Raw genomic sequence first — 24890 nt, 5'->3', positions numbered from 1 at the left:
ATGGCAAAGTGCGTAACGGCGAATCCGTTTTTATCCGTCTTAGATTTTGATCCACCTTGTTTTAGTCATACTTCCAAAATCGCTTGCATTCCTCAGATTTTCCGACGAATTTATCCGCTCCAAATGAAACAAATCTCCCTTGTGCTCATCTTACTAATCATTCCATTTTTCTTATACAATTGCCCTGATTCTCCAGCACATAATTGCAAAGAGAAGTATGACTATATACAAGCAGAAAGGGACATGTACATTTTTTGTTTGTCCGATCCGGAAGTGTCAGATAGTAGGAAAAACTTTTGCGCTCTCTCTTTAGCAGATGCCATCCCCAAATGGGAAAAAAATTATGAGCATTGCAGAGGGCTCTTTAATCGAAATCCTTGTATTGATATAAAATCCTGCAAATTATGAAATGACCCCGCGACAGCGATCGCAGCGGAAATCCGGCAATGCACCGCTTGTGGTGCTTTGCTGATTGAAGCGTAGAGCGCGGCAGTCGCCCAAATGATAATTCTGTGGAACCTTCAGACCAACCAAGGTCTCATGAAGACCAAGAGATCTTCCTATGAAACTCAAAAAAGAATTCATTACACCTTATTTAGTTTTTATCTTCCTTATCGTCGGGACCACCGGTGTCTTGATGTTCTTCCATCTATTGGATGATTATACTAAAGTTGTTCATGAGTTTTTAGGCATAAGTTTTGTTGTGTTTGCGATTTTCCATATTCGAATGAATTGGAGCAGCATCAAAAATTACGCAAAGAAGAAACAACTTCTTCTTCCGAGTATAACAATTCTTATTATTTCAATCGCATTTATCATTGGCGGGAAAATGCACGGGAATCTGGAAGACCAGATTTTGGAAAAATTCGTTAAGTCTCCTGTTTCCGACTCTTTCAAACTTTTGAGTGGGGACTATCAACAAGCAGCAGATATTTTAAAAAAGAATAATATCATTATAGATGACCCTTCAAAGTCTTTGGAAGAGATCTGCGTTCAAAATAATAAATCTCCGGAAGAAATTGTAGAATTGATCTTGAAGTGATGTTGGATATGAACTTTAACTTACGAACTAAAACTTTCCATAACTATGCAATGAAAGCAATTATCGCATCGGTGATAATAGTCGCTGCCTGCTTTTTGGTTGACTGCAAAAAATCTGCCGTCTCCGAAGAGCAGACGTTCGCAATCATCAATGCGAATATTTTCGACGGAGAAAATCTGATCAAAGATCAGACTCTGGTTATCAAAGGAGATCGTATCCATTCTATAGGCGGCGATATTCCTGCAGATGCAATAATTGTAGATGCGAAAAACGGAATGTTGATGCCAGGGTTAATAGATTCTCATGTTCATACCGATATAGATGGTTTACATGATGCACTTCTATTTGGGGTGACGACTGAACTTGAAATGACAGGGCAATGGATGTTTTGGGAACGTTGGCAACTTGCAAATCGAAATGATATTGCAGACATGCGTTCTGCGGGTATGGGGATCACTCCTCCAGGCGGACATCCAACACAATATATGCAGTTGAGTAGCAACTGGTTCTTAAAAACATTTTATCGTTATCCATTTGTTTCCACTCCGGAAGAAGCAATCAAGTTTGTAGACAAACAAGTGGAAGAAGGCTCCGACTTTATTAAGATCATTATAGAAGATGGAGATACTGTCGGTACTCCTGGACTTCCCGTAATTAACGATGCCACTTTAATTGCTTCGGTTAAGGCAGCTCATCGTCGCGGTAAAATGGCAATTGCGCATGTTACTTCTCTTGCTGGAGGACGCAAAGCAATATCTGCGGGAGTAGACGGATTGGCTCATATGTTCTTTGATAAGAAACCTGACAAAGAATTAATTGCTAAGATTAAATCTTCCGGTGCTTTCATTGTGCCTACATTGACTACACTTTCTACAGCTTTCGGCAATAGCCCTCGTACATTAGTTTCGGATAAACGTGTTAGTTCCAAGTTGAGCAGAGAATGGTTAGATGCTCTTTCCAAAAATATGAACGTTTATCCGAAAGGAAAATTGGAAGATTCTTTTGAAAGTGTAATTGCTCTTCATAAAGAAGGTGTCGATATATTGGCGGGAAGTGATGTCTCCGAACCTATCGCAGATCTAGGAGGACTTGCCCACGGTGCAAGTCTTCATCATGAATTACAATTGTTAGTGGCCGCAGGATTCAAACCTATAGAAGCCTTACGTGCTGCAACTTCTGTTCCTGCGCGAAGATTTAGCTTAAATGATCGTGGTAAAATTTTTCCAGGAGCAAGAGCGGATCTATTGTTAATTGATGGAAATCCACTTCTGAATATTTCAGATACTTTATCTATTCGCAATGTTTGGCGCGCGGGAGTCCAACAGTAAGATAGAGATAAATCCTTAATTTTTATTCCAAATCACGTAAGAAGGTTTCACTGAAACTACAAAGTATTTATCCTTCATTCGGATCTCTGCATAAGCACGATTTAGAACTTTACGATATACTATAAATTCTAAGCTCCAAGGACCAGGTTCAGAAGAAGGACCCAAAACTTTTACCGGTGCAGTCTCCCCATTCGATTCGGATTCCGATCCGTTTTTCCAGATCCATTTTATGGAGAGGGGAAGATAAGCGGGATCTGCAAATGCAAAGCTAGCCTCTTCCTCTTCTTCTGCTACGATAGAAAGTAATGTTTCCAAACTCCCTGGAGATACTTCTTTGCAGAATTGCGGTTGGATAGAAGGAGTTCCGAAGAATGGTCTACGTATCACTTTGCACAGATATTTCGCTCTATCTGGAACTACAAGATCCGCTTCTTTGTCGCGAGCATCCCAGAAAGGAAATTTATTCCTGCTATCTGGAGGGATCAGCTTATTCAGGATATCCGCTGATTCAGAATCTTCTTCAGAATCATCATCTTTGTCGGTAGTTTTGGATCCGACTTGTTTTAAGAATAGATCGATCGCTTCTCTACCGCCGCCTTCGAGTGCATATGCAAATACTGGATCGGGATTTTCTCTCATTAAAATTTTAAGAGCGGGTAAATAGTTCTGTATCCAATCCCAATTACCTGACTGACAGATCTTCTTCATCAATATTTCGGATTCATCACCTGAGTTAAAAGAATCTCCGATCATCGTACAGGCTTCTTTTTTTCTATCCATGATCAGCAGATTTTTTGCAGTCTCCCATTTTCCACGTTTAGAAGAAGCATAGGTGCTGCTTGTAAGAAAATATCTGGTGCTGGATTCGAATTTCCCATTATGTCGGAGAAACTTTGCGTATAAAAATAAAAGATCCGATTTTGATTCGTTACTTAACTCTTTGAATCTTCCGGAAAGGAATACTCTTTTATAAGGTGTTCCCTTCCCGGATTGTATAGAAGATCCCACCCAAAGTGGAAGAGCTTCGTCCTTTGTCAGAACATCTTTGGAGAATAGATAAAAGAATACATTATCCCATCCTTCAAAATCCCTTTGTTTCATTTTAAGAGAATAACAAAGACGGATCAAAGAATGATTTTCTTTTTTAGATAATACTCTATAAGGATCAGGAGGAGTCGGTTGTATCAGTTCTCCTGTTTCAGGATGAACGGTAGGCTCAGGAGGTTCCCATACGGGAGTTTCTTTAGAACAAGAATTTATAACTGCTAATAAGGAGAACGGTGTGACTCCCAATCCATCGGATAATGTTTTTACGAGAGATGACCATTCTCCCTTTTTATTTTTTAAACTTCCTGCTCTTGTTTGGTATTGGATAGCAGGAAGGTATTTATTAAATTTTTCGTATAAAAAATAAAGTCTGGAAGATGCAGTTTTTTTAAAGTCTCCTACGCCTGAAGATCTAACTACTTCTTCGTATAATGGAATTGCAAATATAGGCGAAAGTTTTTCTAATTCATAAGCTTCTTCATAAGAAACCGCGAAGCTCAAACTAGGAAAAAAAGAAAATACCAGAAAGAAAAGAGCCGCGTTCTTTCTTTTAGAAAACATTCTTCAAAAGCTCCTGTTTTGCATCCGACTTATGGGTAAGAGGACAGGTTTCCGCAGGAATATGAGAAGGATGAAATAATTCGCTAGTCTTTTTAGGACAATCCGGTCCGGGAAGTTTTCCGGATTCAGGGCAGATTTCCATCGTCACTGCTCTTTGAGAGTATTGGTATTTTTTTCTTTCTTCCTTATCTCCAGACTCCGCAGAATCGAATAGTTTAGCGATGGTTCCCCATAAAGGAGCGGCAATTGTTCCGCCTAACGCAGAACTTCCCATTCCAAAGCCCGGAGAGTCATAACCTAACCAAACTGCCATAGAAATTCCCGGTCTTACGCCCACGAACCAAGCATCTCTGTGCTCGTTTGTGGTTCCTGTTTTTCCGGCGACTTCTCCCCTATAGCCTGTGTTTCGGACTCCCGCATGATTTGCGCTTCCATGTAGAAGATCTACCATGATCTCTGCAGTCGGAGGTGTGATCGCTTTTCTAGTTTGAGGCCATTTCAAATTGAATTCGTCCTGGTCCTTTCTTTGGTAAACTACGTTACCCGCTCTATCTACAACTTTTTCGATCAGATGCGGTCGGACAATATTCCCATCGTTTGCAAAAGCGGAATATGCGGAAGCCATTTCTAAAGGAGAAAGTTCTAAGGAACCTAATGCCAATGAAAGATCTCGTCTAAATCTGTTTTTCAAAACTTTTTCTTCCGGAAAGAAAAATCTTTCGAATGCTGCGGAAATTTCGCCTAATCCTAGTTTTTCGGCGATCTGGACCGCTGCAGTGTTTTTCGATTTTGCAAGCGCAACTCTAAGAGTAATATCCCCGTCGTATTGGTTTCCGATATTCTCAGGCATCCAATTTGAAACTGAATTTTTATAAATTAATGGTGCATCTAAGATATGTGTCGCAGGATTTGCAATCCCGGAATCGATCGCTTCTGAATACAAGATCGGTTTGATCGTAGATCCGGTTTGTCTATACATTCCAGTCGCTCTTGGGAATTGGTTGTCCGATTTAAATTCCGTTCCTCCATGCAAAAGAAGAACATCTCCTGTTTGGGGATCAACTGCTACGACAGCGGCCTGCAATCCGCTATCTCCTCCAGTTACAAATCGATCCGTATCTATAAATAATTCCAATGCGGGAGAAAGTTCTGCTACTAAATTACGGAAAGGATTTACATCAGCGTTTTTACCGATCTCAGTAAGACGATTTCGCCTAACTTGTCCGCTTTTTAAAAGATTTTCAACATGAGTTTTGACTACCTTCTGCAATTCGGCCTGAACCGGTTGAGAAATTGTGGTATAAACTGAAAATCCTCCACTTTCATATATATTCGTATCAGGATACATTGTTTGGAGAAATTTTCTAACATGTTCAGTCACGTAAGGAGAATCATCCTTACGATTTCCATACACTGTCTCTCCGGGAGAACGAGTATTGAATGTTTGGTAGATGTCTTGGATCGTAGGTCTCAGAGCTTCTTTTAATGCACCATCGTTTTCCAAAGACCTTAAGATAGCTTCGACTCTGCCGGAAGATAGATCAGGATTTTTTAATGGAGAAAACCGATTAGGTGCAGATGCTAAGGAAGCAAGGACGATCATCTCAGATACATTTAAGTCTTTCGGTTTTTTCCCAAAATAGAACTCGGAGGCGCTGGCAAATCCAAAAGCACCATGACCCAAATACACATTATTCATATAATGTAATAGGATCTTTTCTTTATCCAAAGAAGATTCCAAAGCATAAGCGAGTTGGGCTTCTTTTAACTTTCTTCCTAAACTTTTTTCACGATCATTCAAAAGAATACGAGCCAACTGTTGAGTGATCGTAGAAGCACCCTGTTTAAATCTAAGACTGATTATATTTACGAAAAAAGCACGTAACACTGAAGAATAATGAATCCCGCCATGTGAGAAAAAACTGCGGTCTTCTACAAGAAGAACCATTCTTTTCAGATTTTCAGGATAGGCTTCCCATTCTAAATTGCTTGTCTTCTTTCCGAAAATTTCGGAAACCTTTCTTCCGTCCCTATCGTAAATGACAGTCGGCTGATGAATATAAAAAATACTTAATAGACCTGGGACTTCTGCTTCTCTTTGGATAACTCCCATCCAGAAAAATATCAAAAATACTAACGCCAAAGGTAGTGGGATCAGAACTAGCCAAATATTCGGGCGAAATTTAGGAAATTGGAACCTTCTACCCTTTTCTAATAATCTTTCCGACAAAGTTTTGATCGGACGATGGAAAGCCGTAGGAGATTCGGTTTCGGTTCTCACCTTTTGGAACCAAGGACGATCTTCAGAAGTATTTTTGGACCAGGACTCTTTCCAATTTTCCCATTTGCTTTGAATACTTTCTAAGAAGCCTGCAATCGGAGAATCCTTTGAGACTTCTTTTTGGGAAGGACGAACAAAAGGTTTTTCTCTTTCCTGATATGTTGGAACTCCAACAGGTGGTGCCGGCATCTCCTCTTTGGGAGATGGTTTTTCTTCTATAATTTCAATTGGAGAAGATACGTATTTGACTAATGCCTTCTGGCCGCAGCGATAACAAGTGAGTTTAAAAACAGTCCCTGTAGGAACTCCTTCCGGCAGCCTGGAAATGGTTCCGCAAGAAAGGCATTCAAACTTGGATTCTGTAAGAGTGCGGACCTTTGTTTCCAACATCTCTATTAATGTCGGAGAGATCCGCTAACCCTACAAGCAAGAAAGTGTTATGGCACCGGTTTTCTTTCGGTGATTACCAGGAAATCCGCCAATTTCCAATCTTCTTCCTGAAAACTTTTGCCTTCTTCGGTTGGGAAAATACTGACCGTCAAAACATTGAGGCCCATCTGTTTCAGCCTATATGTCAGCCCCAAACTTCTATCAGAATGAAATCTTCCGTTCACGTGCACTATCTTTCTTTTTAATAAAAAGTAAGCCTCTGCGATCGAATCGGCCATTGAAGCATCCCAAACATATTGAGCATCTATAAACTTTTGTTTATCCGGAGAAAATCCTGTAGGAGAATGTTCTGCGATCATTGCAGACAAAAGTTCTTCATATTCTTTTTGTCTGAATAAATTATAAGTATATCTTGGCGGAAGGAAAGGAGATCTGATCTTATATAAAGAATCCAATCCTTGGTGAGATACAAGGTTTACGTATTTTCTGGGAGCGTTAGCCGCAAGTACCGGAAGATTTTTTTCTTTTGCAAAAGAAACCATTGGGTGGTAATCCGTTTGGTAGTTCGGCCAAAATTTTCCGGAATTCAAAAATCCTTTTTCAGTGATCTCACCCTTGCAGTATTCATCCACCGATCTTTGCTGATCTTTCTCCAACATCTCCAAGGAAAGAAGTGAAGAATATGTGGAGGCAATTTTTCTGAAAGCCTCTAACTTCCATGCATGTCCGATCTTATCATTATGCTCTTCTCCGAAAATAATTACGTCTGCATCTTTCGCCTTTTCGATGATATACGAAAGTTCCACCTTGGATTTACTTTTCGAATCATAAATTTCAGGATTAAAAGTTTGGGAGAATAAAAAAGAAGGAAAAAGAAGAAGTAACCAAAAAACACGAACCAACATGAAACTTAGTTTGGAAATCGAAAGAAAAAAGAAAAGAACTTAAATATGTATTAGAAGGTTGTAAATCGGTCGACAAAGATCCAACTGATTGGATCATTCTACCTGCTTTTGAAGAGGTGAAAATGAATACGGAAACTATTGCTATCAAAACGGCTAATGGAGAAATGCAAACTTTCGTGGCTTATCCGGATTCTTCCCCTTCTCCTTGCATTTTAGTATTACAAGAAGCTTTTGGAGTTAACGATCATATCAAAGATGTTGCGGTTCGATTTGCTAAAGAAGGTTATCTTGCTGTTGCTCCTGAACTTTATTATAGAACTGCTCCTCCAGGATTCTCAGGAAGTTACGAAGACTTCATGGCACTAAAACCTCATTTCAGCCAATTGACTCCTGAAAATTTGCAATCAGATCTAAACGCTGTCTTGGATTGGATCAAAACAAATCCTAAAAGTATTCCGGATAGAATTGCAAGTATCGGTTATTGTTTAGGAGGATGGGTTTCCTTTTTTGCAAACTCACTTTATACTTTTAAGGCAGCTATTTCGTATTACGGATCTAGGATCGTCCAAACTTCGGAAGAATATTCTCCCAAACAAAACGCGCCATTACTTTTGGTTTGGGCAGGCAAGGATAGAAGCGTAAAACAAACACATATAGCAGCTATCTCAGAACTTCTGAAAAGTTCAGGAAAAGATTTTGTCGAGTTAGTTTTTTCGGAAGCAGAGCATGGATTCTTCTGTGATGCAAGAGCGGCATACCATAAAACTTCTGCCACTCAGGCCTGGGCAATCACATTAGCTTTTTTGAAAGAGCATTTGTAGGAGTTCTTATATTACGATTTGAAACGCTGTTGGAGCTCCTACATCATAATTGAATCGTTGTTGGAACTCCTACAGCGCGCATAAAAAGTGAGATTCTCTACTTCAGAACCTTCTCAATTTGTTCCGTGACTTCTTTGCTATCCGGCTCTGTTCCGGAACGAAATCTCGCCACTATCTTACCCGCGGGAGAAATCAGGAATTTTTCGAAATTCCATTTCACATCGCCTGGGTCGGGAGAACTAGAAGTAAGATAAGTATAAAGAGGATGTTGGTCTTCTCCCTTGACTGAGATCTTGGACATCATGTCGAAGGTTGCACCTTTTTTTACTCTGCAGAATTGTTCTATCTCTGCATCGCTACCAGGTTCCTGGGAAAGAAAATTATTCGCAGGAAAGCCGACGATTTCGAAACCTTTCTCCTTATATTTCTTGTATACCTTTTCCAAGTTTTCGTATTGGTAGGTATACCCACATTTAGAGGCAACGTTTACTATAAGTAAAGTTTTACCTTTGTATTTGGAAAGTGCCACATCCTTTCCCTTGATATCTTTTACTGTAAAATCATACACAGCCTTAGGCGCAGCGTAAAGAGAAGAGGAAACTATCAGTAAGGAAAGTAAGATCAAAACGGATTTGAGAGCCATAGTGGAATCATATCCGAATCCCGGAAACAGGTCTATCCGTTTCCGGGATATTCTTTCGGTCATAAACCGGTTTTTTAAAAGAAGATCGTTTTACTGCAAAACAAACTCTTTAGAAGTGCCGGTGAATTTTTTGTAAGTCCAGAAAATTCCCCAGAACTGTTTCGCCAAACCGTTGTATACGACCCGATAAGTACCAGCTTGTTGACTACGGATCAACCAAGTGATAGTCACTTCGGATGTAGCGGAAAGATCTCCACCTGTTCTTGCCCAATCATAAGCCGTATACGGATTATTGTCGTTAGCAACAGTAGTCCAAGAGCTTCCGTTTTTCTTTTGGATCTCTAAATACGTATAAGTATTCGGATCATAAAAAGAAGAAAGGGATCCATCCAGTTTTTTATCTTGGACCACTCTTGGATGTGAACCTTGGAATTTCACAATAACAGTATCCTTAGTTCTGTTGTAGGAAGAATTTGTATCCGTCAGAACTTTTCCAAAATCCCCTCCATCATTCACGATACCGTTTTGGGATAACCAAGTTTGTATAAACTGTTGGTTTGAAAGATCAGGAGGATTGGGTCCGGCACTCGTAGAACGATTCGCAACTATATCTTTTGCGATCCTATCGAACTCTTGGATCAACGCTGCATTTGCCCACGGTCCGTAAGCAGTGAATCCGCCTTCGAAGTTCTGGGCGGAATATTCTTCACGAGTAGTTAGATACTGAGCATAAGCATTCGCCATTGCTCCCACAACAACATTGGAGATTCCCGCAGGAGCAAGAGTTGTAGTTAACTTTGCTTTCAATCTTCGTCCAGCATTCGTTGTTACTTCGAAAGGAGAAGCCACAATCGCAGTATTGCCTATAGTGATCACTTGCAATGGAAGAACTACTGGAACAAAAGGAACTTGAGGATTTGGAAACCAGAACGTGTCCACTTCTCCCACTGGAAGAAGAGTGAATTTTTCCTTATCACATGCCTCATACTTTGTGGAACCCAATGCCAACTGAGCAAGAGGCCAAAGATATCCTAAAATCTGAGCAGCTCCGCTCAAGTTGGTCAAAGAATAATTCTTTTTAACCCAAGCACCATTCTCGAATACGAAATTGTTTCGGATCTCTCCTTCTTTTGCGAATTCTACAGGAGCTCCTTCTTCATCTCCTGCCAAAAATCCACCACCGATTGTAGCCACACAGGTTGTATTTCCCGAGTTCACATCCCAAGGCATGGAGAAGGTTCCGATATAGGACGGATCTACAGCAACTTTATTATTCCAAACTACATGAGAATGTCTATAACCAATATTCCCGGTAAGTGTGATAGTTGCCGCATTATATAATTCTAATGCTCTACTTCCTTGTTTTGTTCCATGAACAATAGGATTTTCCAGAGCATCCAGGCTTGGATCTATGTCATTCGGTCTTAAAAATGGTTTTGTAATATCGGAAGGATCAGGAGTATTCGGACTCACATCTCCCATCGGCCCCTGAGGGAATGCAGCCACAAAGTTTCCACCAAATGTATTTTCCGCTAAGTAAGAAGCGTAACCTTTATTATCTCCGTGTGCCCTACGATTTGTAATTCCAAGAGAAGTTCCGTGAACCGCAAACCAATTCAGTAATCCTATCGGAGAACCATCCGTGCCTTCGAAACGAAGCAAACTCATTGTTTCATTAATATTCGAAGAATAATTTGCTTTATCCAAGTTCCAGGCATACGCAGCAGAGGATCTATTATTCGCAAAGTTAGAAAGATTTCCCGCTACAAATTTGATCCTTGCCTCTCTTCTATTATTATATGCCGCCTTGATGGAGTCTGCAATTCCATTCACTACTATATTATAGTGAACCTTATCAAAACCGATCACTCCGTTGAACAGATTGAATAATGTGTACCAAGAAATATTAGAAGGAGCGGAATGTGTATGGGTCGCGAATAGAAGAATATTATCATTATTAAACGCAGATCCATAACCGTCGGCCTGTAATTTTTTAACGACACCCATCTTTACACTTTGGTACATATGGATCATATCGTTGGTAACAATGGCAACCCTGGCTCCACCCGGACGTTCAATCACGAAGGTTCTAGAATAAAGTCGCATAGCTAAACCAGACATCTGATCACCAGGACTATTATATCCAGTGCTTGATTGCACAAATGGTCCGGTAATATCAGTCTTTGCCGCACCTACCAAAAACACATCCGCAGGAGTAGATGTAGGTAACGCGAGACTATTCAGAATAGGATTAGAGCCGGATACTTTTACTCCATTAGAAGAAACAGCCAGCTCTAGTAATTTATCGTCGTCCGACTTCTGATCACAACCGGTTAGGATGAATATCAGAGTCATTGCTAGGGTTAAAAATTTCATTTGTTTATTTTTCATTTCCCTTGCCTCCACAGTTCACAAAGTGGGTTAACCGAAATTAAAAGAAGGTCAAACGATTTTTGAAAAAGATGTAATCACACACATACGTTCGAAAAAAGCATTACAAGTTTTGAATTTATTTCGAACATTGAGCATCAGTCATTGGATAATTTTATAATTAAAATATAAGTGATCGGTACATCGATGTAAGTGAGGCTGCGAGATTGGCGGTTCTATAATAAAACAGCCCAAGCAGGAATACATTCTTCGTATCCTTTACTTGGGCCGATATCAGATCTTATTAAAAGGATTTTATTTTTTAGCAATAAACCAATCGAAACTGAAGCTTGCTACATTCGATTGAGTTTCGTCAAAAAGTTCCACTCCTACAGTAAGTCCTGCCCTTCCCTTTTTTTCAAGCTGGGCCATAAACGCGGACCATTCTGCTTCATCAATAACACCTTTGGAAACTACTCTGCCTTGGGCCGGCTTTTTATATTTAACTTCGGACTTGCGAACTACAGGAATAATCTCGAATGGAAGGGAAGCTACTTTGGAAAGTAAATACTCCCCTCCACTTCCTTCTGCGAGAGCGAATAATGCTGCTGCGTGTCCTGAGCCTACATGGTTTTTGTAGATAGGTTTGTCTTCCATGACTAAGAGAGCATCTTCTCCCTGTTTAGGTCTAGAAAGTTGGATATGTACGTTGAATGGTATGGATAAAACGTCGAATTTCTCTGTCATATACCTAGTAAGAAATTTTGTTCGTTTTATATCAAATCGAAAAGAAAGTAGAATATCGATTTATTCTTAGATTCGTTTGTAAAACGAACTTCCAGTAATAGAACCCCGAAAGAGTTCATCCTTCGGGGTCTTCATTTTCGAATTAAGCTTGATACCTTTCGATCAACATGGAGCCGGCTATTCCTCCATGAGCACATGCGGTGAGTAACACCTTATTTGCTTTAGGATCTTCCTGTAGATCCATGATCGCGTTATTCACCAAACGAACTCCTGTGGCTCCGAAAGGGTGTCCAATTGCAATGGATCCGCCGTTAGGATTTATCTTTTTCTCATCAAATCTTTTCTCCCAATCCCAACCTGTATCCATTTTCAGCTGTTCCATAGCTGCAACTGCAGTAGAAGCATAAGCTTCATGGATCTCTACATAATCCATATCTTCTAATTTAAGATGTAGATCTTCCAATAAACCTTCTGTGGCAACTGCTTGTCCAAGTCCCATCAGGTTCGGATGAACACCTTTCATTCTCCATCCGGAGAGTAACCCTTCTATCTTTAATCCAAGAGCCTTAGCTTTCTCCACAGTGGTGATGATCACTCCTGCTGCTCCATCGGAACGAGGACTTGCATTGAAGATAGAAACTGTTGGTCCATGAGTTTTCTTCAGATCTTTGCCGTATTTTTTCTTAAAGTCCTCAAACTTGCTTTGAGGATTATCGAATAGAAGCATTGCTCTTCCCATACGACTTGGATTTTCTACGAGACCTTTTCTGAGTTCAACAGCTTCATCAATTTTCAGCATATTTCCTTCTTGGTCTTTTACAGGGATAATAAAGGGTTCATATCTTCCCTCCATTGAAGCATCGTAAGTTCGTTTGAATGATTCGAATGCCACCTTATCCGTAATCTCACGAGACAATTCGTAATTCTGGGCAAGGATCTCTGCAGTCACCTGCATTCCGTAAGAGTTCTCCCCATCATCTAAACCATCTTCCAGGGTATCTCTAAGTTCAACTCCTTCAGGAAGACTATCAGGCAAGAGTTTATTCAATTTTTCTAATGATCCAGTTTTCTTGTTAAGACGTGCATTTTTTACAATAAAAGGCATGTCAGTCTGGGATTCTTCTCCGATCACAAGAAATACTTCTCCTTCTCCCAAGATAATCCTTCTTGCGGCTTCCGAGATAGCCTCTAATCCGGATACACAATTATTGGAAAGTGTGATAGAAGGAATTTCATCCTTTAGTCCGATCAGATTTGCGATTACTCGAGCGGGATTCGGAGAACTTGGGAAACCCTCTCCAACTACGACACCGTCTATATCTTCTTTTTTGATCCCACTTTTTTGGATAATACTCTCAGCTACGATCTTTCCTAAATGATGAGCTGGATAGGCCCCTAATCCTTTTGCGATCTGTGCGAATGGAGTCCTTAAAGGTGTGCAAATTGCCAGTTTAGTTTCGAGTTTCATCGTTTTTCTCCCGACTATAATTTCGAAAATTTTTCATTGGTGCATATACACTATTTAGACCATAAAACCCGGAAGATTAAAAGCAAAATATTTCGATGCCCACTCATATAAAATATTTAGGTATAAAAAAACCCCGAAGAAGTTTCCTTCTCCAGGGTTTCATTCAATTCAAGAAGTTAAGAATTAACCTTCGAATCTTTCGATGAGCATAGCTCCTGCAATTCCACCGTGAGCACAAGCAGTAAGAACCACTTTCTTAGCTTTAGGGTCTTCTTGAAGGTCCATGATCGCGTTGCTCACCAAACGGATACCAGTAGCTCCGAATGGGTGACCGATAGCGATAGATCCACCGTTAGGGTTGATCTTCTTCTCGTCGAATTTTTGCTCCCATTTCCAACCGGTATCTTTTTCGATTTGAACAAGAGCCGCAACTGCAGTAGCTGCAAATGCTTCGTGGATCTCAACGTAGTCTACGTCTTCGATCTTAACTCCGGTGTCTTTAAGAAGTGCTTCGGTAGCGTAAGCTTGTCCGATTCCCATCAAGTTGGGATCTACACCGTACATTTTCCATCCGGAAAGAACTGCTTCGATCTTTAATCCAAGAGCTTTTGCTTTTTCAACAGTAGTTAAGATAACACCAGCTGCTCCATCAGAACGAGGGCTCGCGTTGAAGATAGAAACGGTTGGTCCGTGAGATTTTTTAAGATATTTGGAATACTTGGTTTTGAACTCATCAAATTTCATTTGAGGGTTTTCAAAAAGAAGCATTGCTCTTCCCATACGGCTTGGATTTTCAACAAGTCCTTCACGAAGTCCAACTGCCTCATCGATAGTAAGCTCAGTTCCGTCTTCGTCTTTCATTGGGATAATGAATGGAGCGTATTTTCCTGCTTTAGAAGCTTCTAATGCTCTTTTGAAAGATTCGAAAGCTAATTTGTCAGTGATCTCGCGAGAAAGTTCGTAATTCTGAGCAAGGATCTCAGCAGTTACTTGCATTCCGTAAGAAGTTTCTCCGTCACCGAGTCCGTCCTCAAGAGTGTCTCTAAGTTCAACACCTTCTGGAAGATTGTCAGGAAGAAGTTTTTTCAGTTTATCCAAAGATCCTGCTTTCTTGTTCAATCTTGCGTTTTTTACAACGAAAGGCATAGAAGTTTGGGACTCTTCTCCGATTACTAGGAAAAGTTCACCTTCTCCAAGAACGATACGGCGAGCAGCTTCGGAAAGAGCTTCAATTCCGGATACACAGTTATTAGAAACAGTGATCGAAGGAACTTCGTCTCTGAGTCCGATTAGGTTAGCGATCACTCTCGCGGAGTTCGGAGCGTTAGAGAAACCTTCTCCAACTACGATTCCGTCGATTTGATCTTTTTTAACTCCACTCTTTGCAATAATGTCTTCAGCCACTATACGACCTAAGTGATGGCCAGGATAGGGTCCTAAAGCTTTCGCAATTTGAGCGAAGGGAGTTCTTCTTGGCGTACAAATCGCCAATTTTTGATCGAGTTTCATTGTCTTTCTCCAGACCTTTTATTTGGTACGTTCATTAGAATAAGATAATATTTCATTTGGAGGCTCCCTCAGGAAACTCGGTGACCCTTGCGAATATTTTCAGCAAATCCTCTCCCGGTTTTTTAGGCCTGGACTTGCTTACGGATACTACGAGTAGATCGTCCATGGATTCTGCCAGGATCTCTCCAGTTTCAGAGTCGCTGACTTCTTGTCTCATGCGGCTCCAAATTTTATCAAAACTATGAATCCAGGTTTGTATCTTGGCTCTTCTTCCTGCAGCAAGAGGTTTACGATAACGTATTTTTCCGCCCATATAGAAAAGTGTGGTGTCCATTGCGACCAGATCTTCCAAGCTCAGTCCACATTCTGCAGTAAAATTCCAGCGACCTTCTTCCAATAGTCTCCAATAATGAGAAGGATTGTAGTCGCCGAACGGATTTCGTTCGCAGAAAAAAAGATCTCTTTCTGCAAGTGTGCGCTCGCAAGATCCGGAAAAGGAAGGTACAGATTCGAATGAAGAGAGAATTTCTTCGGAGGGATCTTGAGCTGCGAGGAGCTGGAATGGTTTCCCATCCTTCTCCGTTCTTGCCAATGTTCTAATCTCTGCGGCAACTTTTCCGTTTGGATCCAAAACTTCTTGGGAGAAGGACAATAGTCCGTCTTGACCGGAACGGTAACTGGTACGTATGGATAATTCTGTATTTTCCATTTGTTGGGCAAGAAAGCGTATATCTGCCCCGACGGTTTGTAATCGAACTGATTCTTCGATCATTCTTTTCCAAGAATAGCCCGCTTCTTCTAAGATACGGTATCTATCCCCTAGACAAGAGTCTTCATAAGTCCTGCTAGTGGTATGCCTTTGTGTATCTAGATCCGAAAATCTTGTTCTGACTTGTTCTTTTTCCGTTACCGACATTTTGAACCGTCCTGACACTAGCTTAGACCCCTGGGAAATCGGGGCAATAAAAAAATACAGAACGTTCGTTCTGGTTTTTTATACGCTAAACCCAAATTCTATTGACGAAACGAGGTTTTTAAGGCAATACTGAAAAAATAACGTATTTAAGCACATGACCGCTCAGAGAAAAAAAAGAGATTCCGGGGCCAGTGTCCGAGAAAGAATTCTAGACACTGCGACAGATCTTTTCTATAAACAGGGATTCTCCAATACCGGAATGAGACAGATTATTCAAGAATCCGGTTCAGTTGCTGCGAGTCTTTACGATCATTTTCCTTCTAAAAAGGAATTGGGCATCGCCTACCTTGCTCGCCAAGAAGAAAAGACTCTTTCTGATTTAGCTTCTCTCATGGAAAGATATCCGGAGGTCCAAGAATTTTTAAGAGCTTGGGTGATCTTGAAAGAAAGGCAGATCCGTCATCATGAATTTTTTGGAGATCCGTTTGCAGGTTTTGCAAATCAAGTTATGGATGCGGATCCTGAATATACAGAATTTCTAAAAGGTATCGCAGAAAAATGGACTAAGATGATCCGAGATTATCTTAGTCGCGCCGTAGCTTCCGGACAATTTTCCAGAACGATGGATATTCAATATGTTTCCAGAAGAGTGTTGATGGCGTATCACGGTTCAATCACTCTATGGAGAATGACCAAAGACCTACGTTATATTCGTGAAATGGAAGATAGTCTCAGAGAGATCTTCGACGAATATACTGCAAAATGATCGCATTCATTTTTTAGCATTAGATCCGAATTTAATTTTAGAGACCGATTTATTTTTTTGAGGCTCCTCTAATACGTCTCTTAATTCCGTTTTTTCGACCTGCAAAAGTTTTAGAGGACTTCCCACACTAACCCTACAATCTTGCATATGAATTGCTGAGAAGTTCGTAACTGCCAACATCATCTGTGTCCAAGCAGTCATCGTTTCTGGATTCCTTTTTGCACTCTGTAATCCGGAAAGAATAGGATCCTTCATCTTATCCATCAAGTTGCAGGAAGGAAAATAAATCCCCCCTCCACTCTTCAAAAATCTAGAAACAGGAATAAAAAGGAAATTTCTGATATGACTCGGCTTACCTTTGGAAGCCTCGGCGAATTTTAGATAGATGATCAGATTTTTTTCTGCAAGAGATTCTGCCTCTCTAATAGAAGCCGGATCCTTTCTTACAATGGAAGAAGATCTCGCAAATCCTCTTTCTATTTCATGTCGGATATGACGAGCGCATAGATGCTGGATCATTTCCCAGCCTCCAAGCACAACCGATTTTGGGCGATGATATATAATCGAGTCGTCACTTTCCAGATAGAAATGTTTTCCTTCTTTCTGGTTTAAATCGTAATACAAATCTCCGATGATCACACTATTAGATGCATGTTCCTCAGCGGAATGTCGCAATTCATCCAAGGCAACTGCATCCGTTAAAGGAACAAAAGAATCGCTTCCCGCTAAGAAATCCAAACAACTACCGATAAATTCGTGATGTTCGCTATGCTCCTGGTATGCGGTTACTTGGGGAGAATTGCAGTAGAATAGAAAAAACAAACTACTTAGAAAAAAGAGCAGGATACGAGCCATAATCTGATCGAGCGAGTATTTCACATTCCTGGGATTTTGTCGGTCAAAATCTTATATCCAGATTCGTAAATATTCGGATTTAGATTGATTATAAATCAGGTTCAGGGATGAACATTTTCTGCGATCAATTCGTCCTTAAAATAATTCTATAATTGGGATATTTTTTTCAAATAGCCCTGTCTGAGAAAAGAAAAGAACGTTATACTTATCGTATGCGCGGAAACAAAACATTTTCCAACTTATTAAGGCCTTTTGAAGACCTTTTCCCATTTTGGGTTTTTTTACTTTTATTCTCCTTGCAATGTTCCCTTTTAAAATTGGATTTTTTGGAAGATGACTCCAATAAAGGAGGGTATAATCCTCTCTGCCTAGCAATGTCTTTTGATGCAAGTACCTGTCCCAATTGTCAATTGAACATTGAAGTGGATGCAGTCAGTTACCTTCTGCATTCCAATGTTTCCATGCGGCACCCTAATTATAATCAGTCTGGAGACATTTCACCGTTTCCTCAGCCTTGGCGTGCGAATTCTTCCGAACGCGTTTATATAGAAATTCCAGATGAGACAGGCATTATGGTTTTAAGCCAAGGACTTGTTTTTGAATTTACCGATTCCAGTTCCAATGTGTATGAAAACTTTGATGATAGCTTCCAATTGGAACAAGCTTATGTCAACGATCCGGATGCAGTGAGTGGTCCACTTACAGGAACCGTTTCCGGACCACTCCGAAACAAATCCAATTTTTCGGAGACGGTGAACGTGACTGGAACGATCCGAAATTACAATTACATATTTAATTCCGCGAGTTGTGTAAACGGGCTTTAGGTTTATAGATTTTCCGGACAAAATATTTTTCCGCTGGAAATAAATAATTCTTTCTTCACTCTTCTCCCCTTATGAGAGAGAAGCCCAGCATTTACAAAAAGTTCCGTTACCATTTCGATAACTTTATGTCCAAGGGAGGAGGTTCCGTATTTGCGGCGCTGATGACCCTATTCTTAGGAGCATTCGTACTTTTATCTTTAGTACGGATCCTTGGGGCATTCTTATTTCCGGATGAATCCATTAAGGAATCAGGTGATTTCTTATGGAGAGTATTCTTGCAGATCTCCGACGCAGGAGCAGTTGCAGAAGATGGAGAATCCAATTGGTTCAATAAGATTACAGGAATCTTAAGTGTATTTTCAGGTTTAGTCTTATTCTCCAGTTTAGTTGCATTTATCACAAACCAATTCGATCAGAAAATACAAGAACTTAGAAAAGGAAAAAGTGAGGTTTTAGAATCGAATCATACTCTAATCTTAGGATTCGGGATTCGTACGATCGAAATATTAAGAGAATTGATAGAAGCGAACTCTTCCGAATCAGGAAGAGCCGCTGTTATACTTGCCGATCAAGACAAAGAAGAAATGGATGATTTCCTATCCGAAAATCTGGAGGATACTAAGACCACAAAAATTATCACAAGATCCGGATTACCTTCTCATCTTAATTCCTTAAAAAAAGTAAATGCTTCCAAAGCAAAAAGTATCATCATACTAAATCCTTCCGGTTCTGAAGAGTCGGAAGAAGGTAAATCGATCGGAGATGCGAAAGTATTAAAGTCCATCATGGCACTTGTTGCATTAAACGGAGAATCCGGACTTCCTCCTATCGTTGCTGAACTTCATGGATTAGAGAATCGAAATATTGCCTCGGACCTTTCCGAATCTGTTCAGGTAATGGATGAAAGAAGTATTCTTTCTAAATTACTTGTTCAAACGTCCAGGACTTCCGGTCTTGCGATCGTATATTCCAATCTAGTAGGTTTTGAAGGAAATGAGATCTATTTTTATAAACCTAAGAATGGTTGGAGAGGTTTAAACTATTCCGAAATTTCATTTAGATTCAAGGAATCGGTCCCATTTGGTTTTAGAAAAAATAATGGAGAGATCGTATTAAATCCAGATCCTGAGTATTCACCTGAAAATGAAGAAGATGCAATCATTCTTGCTGAAGATGATTCTAAGATCAAATTCGATGATAAACCTGTGGCTGTGATTGCGGCACTTTCTTATCCGAATACTACTTTATCCCAGCCAATTGACAAACAATTGATCGTCGGTTGGAATTCTAAAAGTAAGATTATCGTGGATGAATATGCGAAATTTTCATCTCCCGACTCCGAAATTGATCTTTTAATCCATGAATCCAACGAAGAGATCAAGTCCGCTCTCGCAAAACTGAAGACAAAATATCCGCAGATCAAACTTAGATCCTTGATCGCAAACCTTTCCCAAGAAGGTATTTTGGAAAAACTCTCTCCAGAACAGTATGATTCCGTAATATTCCTAGCCGAGGAGAAAGAGAACATCGAAGAAGTAGACGCAAGGACTATTTCTCTTCTTTTAAGGTTTCGCCAATATTTTAAAAAGAAACACCAAGCAGGGGGAAAGAAGGCGGAAACTCAGTTGATCACTGAGATCATGAATTCTGAAAATACTGAATTAGTTTTGGAAACAGGAGTAAAGGATTTCCTGATCTCAAATCAATTCGTTTCTAAAATGATGGCTCAAGTTTCTCAAGAACCGGATGTAATGAGAGTTTACGATAGCTTATTTGATCCGGATGGAAGCGAGATCTATCTTAAACCTGCATTCTTATATTTCGAAGATTTTCCAAAACGTGTAAATTTTGCGGATTGTATGTTAGCTGCACAACAAAGAAAGGAAACCTGTTTTGGAATACGGATCGTCTCAGAAGAAACAGATGAGTCCAAAGGTTATGGAGTATATCTGATCCCCGATAAATTGGAATTTTTTACATTACACGAATCGGATTCTTTGATCGTTTTATCGGAGGATCAAGCTTAGTTTAACGTTTCTTCTTAGGTTTTGCTTTTTTAGGGGCTGGCTTAGCTTTTTTCTTTTTAGCTGGGCTTGCTTTCTTAGTCGCAGCAGTTTTAGAAGATGTTTTTTTAGAAGGAGCAGAGCTAACTGCTTCTTTCTTTACTTCTTCCTTAGCAACTGGCTTTTGTTTGATTGGAAGTGGATCCTTTTTCTCTTCCGAAGTGACTAAGGAACCGAGACACTCTATTCCTAGTGGCCCTAAGTATAAATTCAGATGCCCGTATTCAGGGATCTCTACATCATCAAAATGGCCGAGGGTAGCGCTTTCCCAAGGACGGACAATACCTTCTCCCTTTGTAAAGACTGCTTGTACATTATGAAATTTTGAATAAGTTTCTACAACTTCCTTCACTAATTTGGATCCGGGCATCATCTGCCAAGTGCAAGGGAAGATTGGAGCGAGGTAAGCCATATAAGTTCCATGCATAGGAGATCCTACCACGAAAATTTTTCGGACCCGGTCTCTTCCTTTATAACTTAAACCTGCAGCTATGAGTCCTCCCATAGAGTGACAGATCAGATAACAGTCTTTGATATTCTTCTCTATTAGGAAATTCTCAAGTATCTTACTTTTTTTACGGATATTTCCTGTTTGGAACCCGAGTGGAACCACATATACCGGATGCCCAAGGGAGATTAGATGTTTGCGCATCGCGGTCCAAGTCAGGCCTCTTCCTAAAAATCCGGAAACACATACGATAGGACGTTTATATCCCTCGGTATGATCCGGAAGTTCGATAAAGATCCCCAGGATATGACAGAAAAAATAATATATATGATGATAGATCTCGGCTAAATGTTGTACGATTACAGGACGGATATTCCCTTTTTCAGGAAGGTAAGTAAGATGGTCTCTCTTCATTCTATTTCTGCCGCGGGCGAAAACCCCGCCCTACGGTAGAATCCATTCTCAGCCCCGAGGCGCAAACAGAATTTTATGCCCTTCTACTCGACGAAATGTAGGAGAATGTCATTTTGTTTTGGTCTCGTATTCCGCAAAAAAATCGCATAATTCTTTATGAGAATACTGATGATCGGCATAGGTGAATGTGCCTGAGTTTTTTATTTCAAGCGCAGCCTGTCTGATGAGATGAAAACAGGCTCGCGCAAGACTTCCGCCTATACTAATTCTTCGGACCCCAAGAGATCTCAATTCCTCAACCGTAAGTTGATTATGACTTAAGCCCATGACTACATTCAACGGGCCATTTATAGAATTTACTAATGTACCGATCGTTTTAGGATCTCCGATCCCAGGTATAAAAAGACAATCTGCTCCTGCTTCTCTGTAGGAATTACAACGAACAATCGCTTCTTCCATTGCATTCGGATGATTCGTTAAGAAGGCATCCGTTCTTGCAGTAAGAGTAAATGAAATACCACTTTGATCTGCGGCCTTTCTAATCGTATGAATTCTTTCCGTAGCAAGTTTGATATCCAATAAAGGAGAAGAAGGGTCCCCGCTTAGATCTTCTATATTACATCCAACCACTCCGATGTCTATGGCTTGTTTTACAGTTTCAGCAACTTGAGAAGATTGGATCCCGTAGCCGCCCTCCAGGTCTGCGCTAACAGGAATTCCTACGGAATCCACAATGGATTTTACTTCGGCAAGCATGTCTTCTTTGCTCATGATCTGGTGATCCGGTAGCCCTGCCGCAAAAGCGATACCGGCACTTGTAGTTCCAATCGCAGAATACCCTGCACCTTCCAACATACGAGCGCTTCCTGCGTCCCATGCATTAGGCATTACAAAGATATCTTTAGAATGTAGATTTCGAAATATTTCGCCTAATCTGTTTTGTGCAGAAGACATACTTTCCTTTGAATATTAATCTTTTTTAAATTTTAAAGAAGCGGAATTGATACAATATCTGAGCCCAGTCGGTTCAGGACCATCAGGAAATACATGTCCTAAATGCCCTCCGCATCTGGAGCATAGAACTTCTGTACGGGTCATACCGTGACTTGTATCTGTTTCGGATTGGACGGACTTTTCTGCAGCAGGTTTATAAAAAGAAGGCCATCCGCTTCCGGATTCGTACTTTGTATCCGAGCTAAATAACTCAGCACCGCAGGCAGCACAAAGGTATTTTCCTTTTTCTTTATTATAATAATATTCTCCGGTAAATGCTCTTTCTGTTCCTTTTTCTCTAATGATCCGATATTGGTCAGGGCTTAAGACTTTTTTCCATTCTTCCTCTGACTTCTGTACTTCGTATTTCATCTTACCTCCTTTCTTCTCTTTCGGAGCTCCTACAGATTCGGAACATCCTGACAAAACGATCCCTAATAAATATAAAAAACCGATGCCTAGCCCGATTTTATTCATGGTTCTATTCCTCGCCGGATACTTCGGTTTTTTACCGAAAAGGTTACTTTTAAACCGTGGTCTTAAAGAATTAAATTATGTGTTATTCGAGTTGTAAAGCTCAAACATTGTTCCAAACACCTGTTCGGTTCCTTCTTCTTTGTTCGTATTACAAACCAAAGTTTCTATTCTAAGAAGTAAGTGTGGGTAATACTTGACACAAGCTTAATAAAGCAGTACACCTAAAGGCCTTAAGCGACAGGGAGCATACATATGATTCAAGGAAACTACTTCCAGGATAATACCGACTTACAAACTCATTTTGATAATCTTATAGATTGGAAGGAGATCGTAGCAGCATACGAAGGCGATTTCCACGATGCGGCCAAATACAAGCAGACTAACGACGACAGATTTGCATATGCACCTTCTACAGTGCAAGAAGCGATAGATTATTATAAATCTACTGTGGATGCTTTGGGAGAAATTATGGGAGATTTTGTAGCTCCTCGTAGCAAGGAAATGGACCAAACAGGTTTAAAATACGAGAACGGCAAAGTCACATTCCCAAAAGCACAAGAAGAATGTTATAAAACTTTAAAGGATGCAGGACTTATGCCTATATCCATCTCCAGAAAATATGGAGGTTTAGGTTTACCTGCAACTGTACAATCCATGATGTGCGAGATAGCTGCCAGAGCGGATGCGGCATTCTGCCTAGCATATGGAAATATTAATATAGTCGAGATCATGGAAAGATTCGCATCCGACGAAATGTGCAACGAATGGTTGCCTCAAATCGCCGCAGGAAAATTCAGCGCCGCTATGGCTTTAACCGAGCCTAATTATGGTTCGGATCTTCCCAATGTGCAAACTCGCGCAACTCAAGAGGCTGATGGAACTTGGAAAATTAACGGAGCAAAACGTTTTATCACTCATGCTTGCGGTTATGTGGATTCTCCTTCCGTAATTCTTACGTTAGCCAGAACCGGAAGTCCTGAAAGTGGGGCAAGAGGTCTTTCTTTCTTCTTAGTACAAGGTAAAGACGTTCACGTTGCAGGAATAGAACATAAAATGGGACTACATTGTTCTCCTACCTGCGAAGTTGTTTTTGAAAACTCTCCTGGGGTATTGATCGGAAAAACTGGTTACGGTTTAGTAAAATATTCTATGGGAATGATGAACGCTGCAAGGCTTACGATTGCAACTCAATCTTTAGGAATCGGAACTGCTGCCTATTTCGAAGCAAAAAAATACGCTTCTGAAAGAATACAATTCGGTAAACCGATAGAGAAGATCCCCGCAGTCCGAAAAATTTTGGACAAGATGGAAAGGGAAATTTTAGCCACAAGATGTCTTGTTTCCGAAACAGGAAGAGCAATCGATCTTTATCATTGGAGAAAAGAAAGAATGCTCAAAGAAGAAGGTAAGAGCGAGAGAGATGTAAACCAAGACGAGACAATCCGTCGTTGGGAAAAACTCGCAGACTTATTCACTCCAATGAGTAAATATTACGCTTCCGAAGGTTGTGTGGCTCTTGCATCAGACGCGATCCAGATCCACGGAGGAAGTGGATACACCGAAGATTACGATGTGGCAAGGATCTACAGAGATAGTAGGATCACTACAATTTACGAAGGTACTACTCAATTGCAGATCGTAGCGGCGATCGGCGGTGTAGTTTCCGGAATGGCAACAAGCGGACAACTAAGAGCATATGCGGAAGAAGAAATGTCCAAATTTTCTCCTTCTACAGATATTAGATCTCTTTGGGAAAAATTGGAACAAGCAGTTCATTCTTATAAATCGATAGGAGATGGTTTTACAAAAGACGAACTCGCTTTCGAAACCGTGGAAATCGCTGCAAGATTCGTAGCTGGAATGCTATTAGAAAAATCTATAGGCCAAGTGGACGGGGATCTGAAAAAACAGAGAACCAAACATTCGCAAGATTATAATATAGATTCCTTAGCTATCGCAGAAGGAAATCTATTACGTCTTGAAAGAGCAAATAGGCAAACTGCAGCAGCAGTTTAAAAAGTG

The 24890-nt window shown here is 40.4% G+C and carries 20 protein-coding genes; 7 read left to right on the top strand and 13 right to left on the bottom strand.

What is annotated here, in order from left to right:
- Window positions 1–562: 562 nt before the first annotated feature.
- Complete coding sequence (locus EHO65_RS18935; RefSeq protein ID WP_135776110.1) at window positions 563–1042, top strand: DUF4405 domain-containing protein; 480 nt, start codon at window positions 563–565, stop codon at window positions 1040–1042.
- Window positions 1043–1050: 8 nt separating this feature from the next.
- Window positions 1051–2370, top strand: a complete 1320-nt coding sequence (locus EHO65_RS18930) for an amidohydrolase family protein (protein WP_135776109.1) — start codon at window positions 1051–1053, stop codon at window positions 2368–2370.
- A gap of 15 nt (window positions 2371–2385) precedes the next feature.
- On the opposite strand, the gene EHO65_RS18925 is transcribed toward EHO65_RS18930, so the two are convergent.
- The 3 genes from EHO65_RS18925 to EHO65_RS18915 are packed head-to-tail and all read right to left on the bottom strand — an operon-like array spanning window position 2386 to window position 7554.
- Window positions 2386–3978, bottom strand: coding sequence for a hypothetical protein (locus tag EHO65_RS18925; protein ID WP_135776108.1), 1593 nt, complete (start codon window positions 3976–3978; stop codon window positions 2386–2388).
- Complete coding sequence (locus EHO65_RS18920) at window positions 3968–6649, bottom strand: transglycosylase domain-containing protein (protein WP_135776107.1); 2682 nt, start codon at window positions 6647–6649, stop codon at window positions 3968–3970. The genes EHO65_RS18925 and EHO65_RS18920 overlap by 11 nt, the downstream gene beginning before the upstream one ends.
- Window positions 6650–6696: 47 nt before the next feature.
- Complete coding sequence (locus tag EHO65_RS18915; protein ID WP_135776106.1) at window positions 6697–7554, bottom strand: ChaN family lipoprotein; 858 nt, start codon at window positions 7552–7554, stop codon at window positions 6697–6699.
- A 122-nt stretch (window positions 7555–7676) separates the two neighbouring features.
- Here EHO65_RS18915 and EHO65_RS18910 point away from each other — a divergent pair, with 122 nt between their 5' ends.
- Complete coding sequence (locus EHO65_RS18910) at window positions 7677–8375, top strand: dienelactone hydrolase family protein (RefSeq protein ID WP_135776105.1); 699 nt, start codon at window positions 7677–7679, stop codon at window positions 8373–8375.
- Between the two features lie 97 nt (window positions 8376–8472).
- Here EHO65_RS18910 and EHO65_RS18905 read toward each other — a convergent pair whose 3' ends face one another.
- From EHO65_RS18905 to EHO65_RS18880, 6 genes are all read right to left on the bottom strand, one after another.
- Complete coding sequence (locus EHO65_RS18905) at window positions 8473–9018, bottom strand: glutathione peroxidase (RefSeq protein WP_135776104.1); 546 nt, start codon at window positions 9016–9018, stop codon at window positions 8473–8475.
- A 90-nt stretch (window positions 9019–9108) separates the two neighbouring features.
- Window positions 9109–11409: a neutral/alkaline non-lysosomal ceramidase N-terminal domain-containing protein gene (locus EHO65_RS18900; RefSeq protein WP_135776103.1), complete on the bottom strand. Its 2301-nt coding sequence runs from the start codon at window positions 11407–11409 to the stop codon at window positions 9109–9111.
- A gap of 294 nt (window positions 11410–11703) precedes the next feature.
- Entirely contained in the window at window positions 11704–12135 is a 432-nt protein-coding gene (locus EHO65_RS18895; RefSeq protein WP_135776102.1) for a YiiD C-terminal domain-containing protein, read from the bottom strand.
- A 142-nt stretch (window positions 12136–12277) separates the two neighbouring features.
- A complete protein-coding gene (locus EHO65_RS18890; protein WP_135776101.1) occupies window positions 12278–13603 on the bottom strand; it encodes a thiolase family protein in 1326 nt (441 codons plus the stop codon).
- A 183-nt stretch (window positions 13604–13786) separates the two neighbouring features.
- A complete protein-coding gene (locus EHO65_RS18885; protein ID WP_135776100.1) occupies window positions 13787–15112 on the bottom strand; it encodes a thiolase family protein in 1326 nt (441 codons plus the stop codon).
- A gap of 52 nt (window positions 15113–15164) precedes the next feature.
- Window positions 15165–16028, bottom strand: a complete 864-nt coding sequence (locus EHO65_RS18880; RefSeq protein WP_135776099.1) for a thioesterase family protein — start codon at window positions 16026–16028, stop codon at window positions 15165–15167.
- A gap of 154 nt (window positions 16029–16182) precedes the next feature.
- Between EHO65_RS18880 and EHO65_RS18875 the strand changes: the two genes are divergently transcribed.
- On the top strand, window positions 16183–16794 hold the full coding sequence (locus EHO65_RS18875) for a TetR/AcrR family transcriptional regulator (protein WP_086447102.1): 612 nt from the start codon (window positions 16183–16185) through the stop codon (window positions 16792–16794).
- Window positions 16795–16800: 6 nt separating this feature from the next.
- On the opposite strand, the gene EHO65_RS18870 is transcribed toward EHO65_RS18875, so the two are convergent.
- The gene (locus EHO65_RS18870) at window positions 16801–17673 is read right to left on the bottom strand and encodes a hypothetical protein (RefSeq protein ID WP_244243588.1); all 873 of its coding nucleotides are present in this window, start codon (window positions 17671–17673) and stop codon (window positions 16801–16803) included.
- Between the two features lie 188 nt (window positions 17674–17861).
- On the opposite strand from EHO65_RS18870, the gene EHO65_RS18865 reads away from it, so the two are divergent.
- Both EHO65_RS18865 and EHO65_RS18860 read left to right on the top strand, forming a co-directional pair.
- Window positions 17862–18473, top strand: coding sequence for a hypothetical protein (locus EHO65_RS18865; protein WP_135776098.1), 612 nt, complete (start codon window positions 17862–17864; stop codon window positions 18471–18473).
- Window positions 18474–18598: 125 nt separating this feature from the next.
- Window positions 18599–20500 (top strand): CASTOR/POLLUX-related putative ion channel, encoded by a 1902-nt coding sequence (locus tag EHO65_RS18860; protein WP_208744163.1) that lies wholly within the window; start codon window positions 18599–18601, stop codon window positions 20498–20500.
- Between the two features lies 1 nt (window position 20501).
- Here the strand turns inward: EHO65_RS18860 and EHO65_RS18855 are convergent, their stop codons facing one another.
- From EHO65_RS18855 to msrB, 3 genes are all read right to left on the bottom strand, one after another.
- A complete protein-coding gene (locus EHO65_RS18855; RefSeq protein WP_135776096.1) occupies window positions 20502–21398 on the bottom strand; it encodes an esterase/lipase family protein in 897 nt (298 codons plus the stop codon).
- 108 nt (window positions 21399–21506) lie between these two features.
- Window positions 21507–22352, bottom strand: a complete 846-nt coding sequence (locus EHO65_RS18850) for an isocitrate lyase/PEP mutase family protein (protein ID WP_135776095.1) — start codon at window positions 22350–22352, stop codon at window positions 21507–21509.
- Window positions 22353–22367: 15 nt separating this feature from the next.
- A complete protein-coding gene (msrB, locus tag EHO65_RS18845) occupies window positions 22368–22763 on the bottom strand; it encodes a peptide-methionine (R)-S-oxide reductase MsrB (protein ID WP_208744172.1) in 396 nt (131 codons plus the stop codon).
- Window positions 22764–23120: 357 nt separating this feature from the next.
- On the opposite strand from msrB, the gene EHO65_RS18840 reads away from it, so the two are divergent.
- A complete protein-coding gene (locus tag EHO65_RS18840; protein WP_135776093.1) occupies window positions 23121–24884 on the top strand; it encodes an acyl-CoA dehydrogenase family protein in 1764 nt (587 codons plus the stop codon).
- The last annotated feature ends 6 nt before the right edge of the window (window positions 24885–24890 follow it).

The sequence above is a fragment of the Leptospira andrefontaineae genome (genome assembly GCF_004770105.1).
Taxonomy (GTDB): Bacteria; Spirochaetota; Leptospiria; order Leptospirales; family Leptospiraceae; genus Leptospira_B; species Leptospira_B andrefontaineae.
This window is presented reverse-complemented; position numbering and strand designations above follow the sequence as displayed.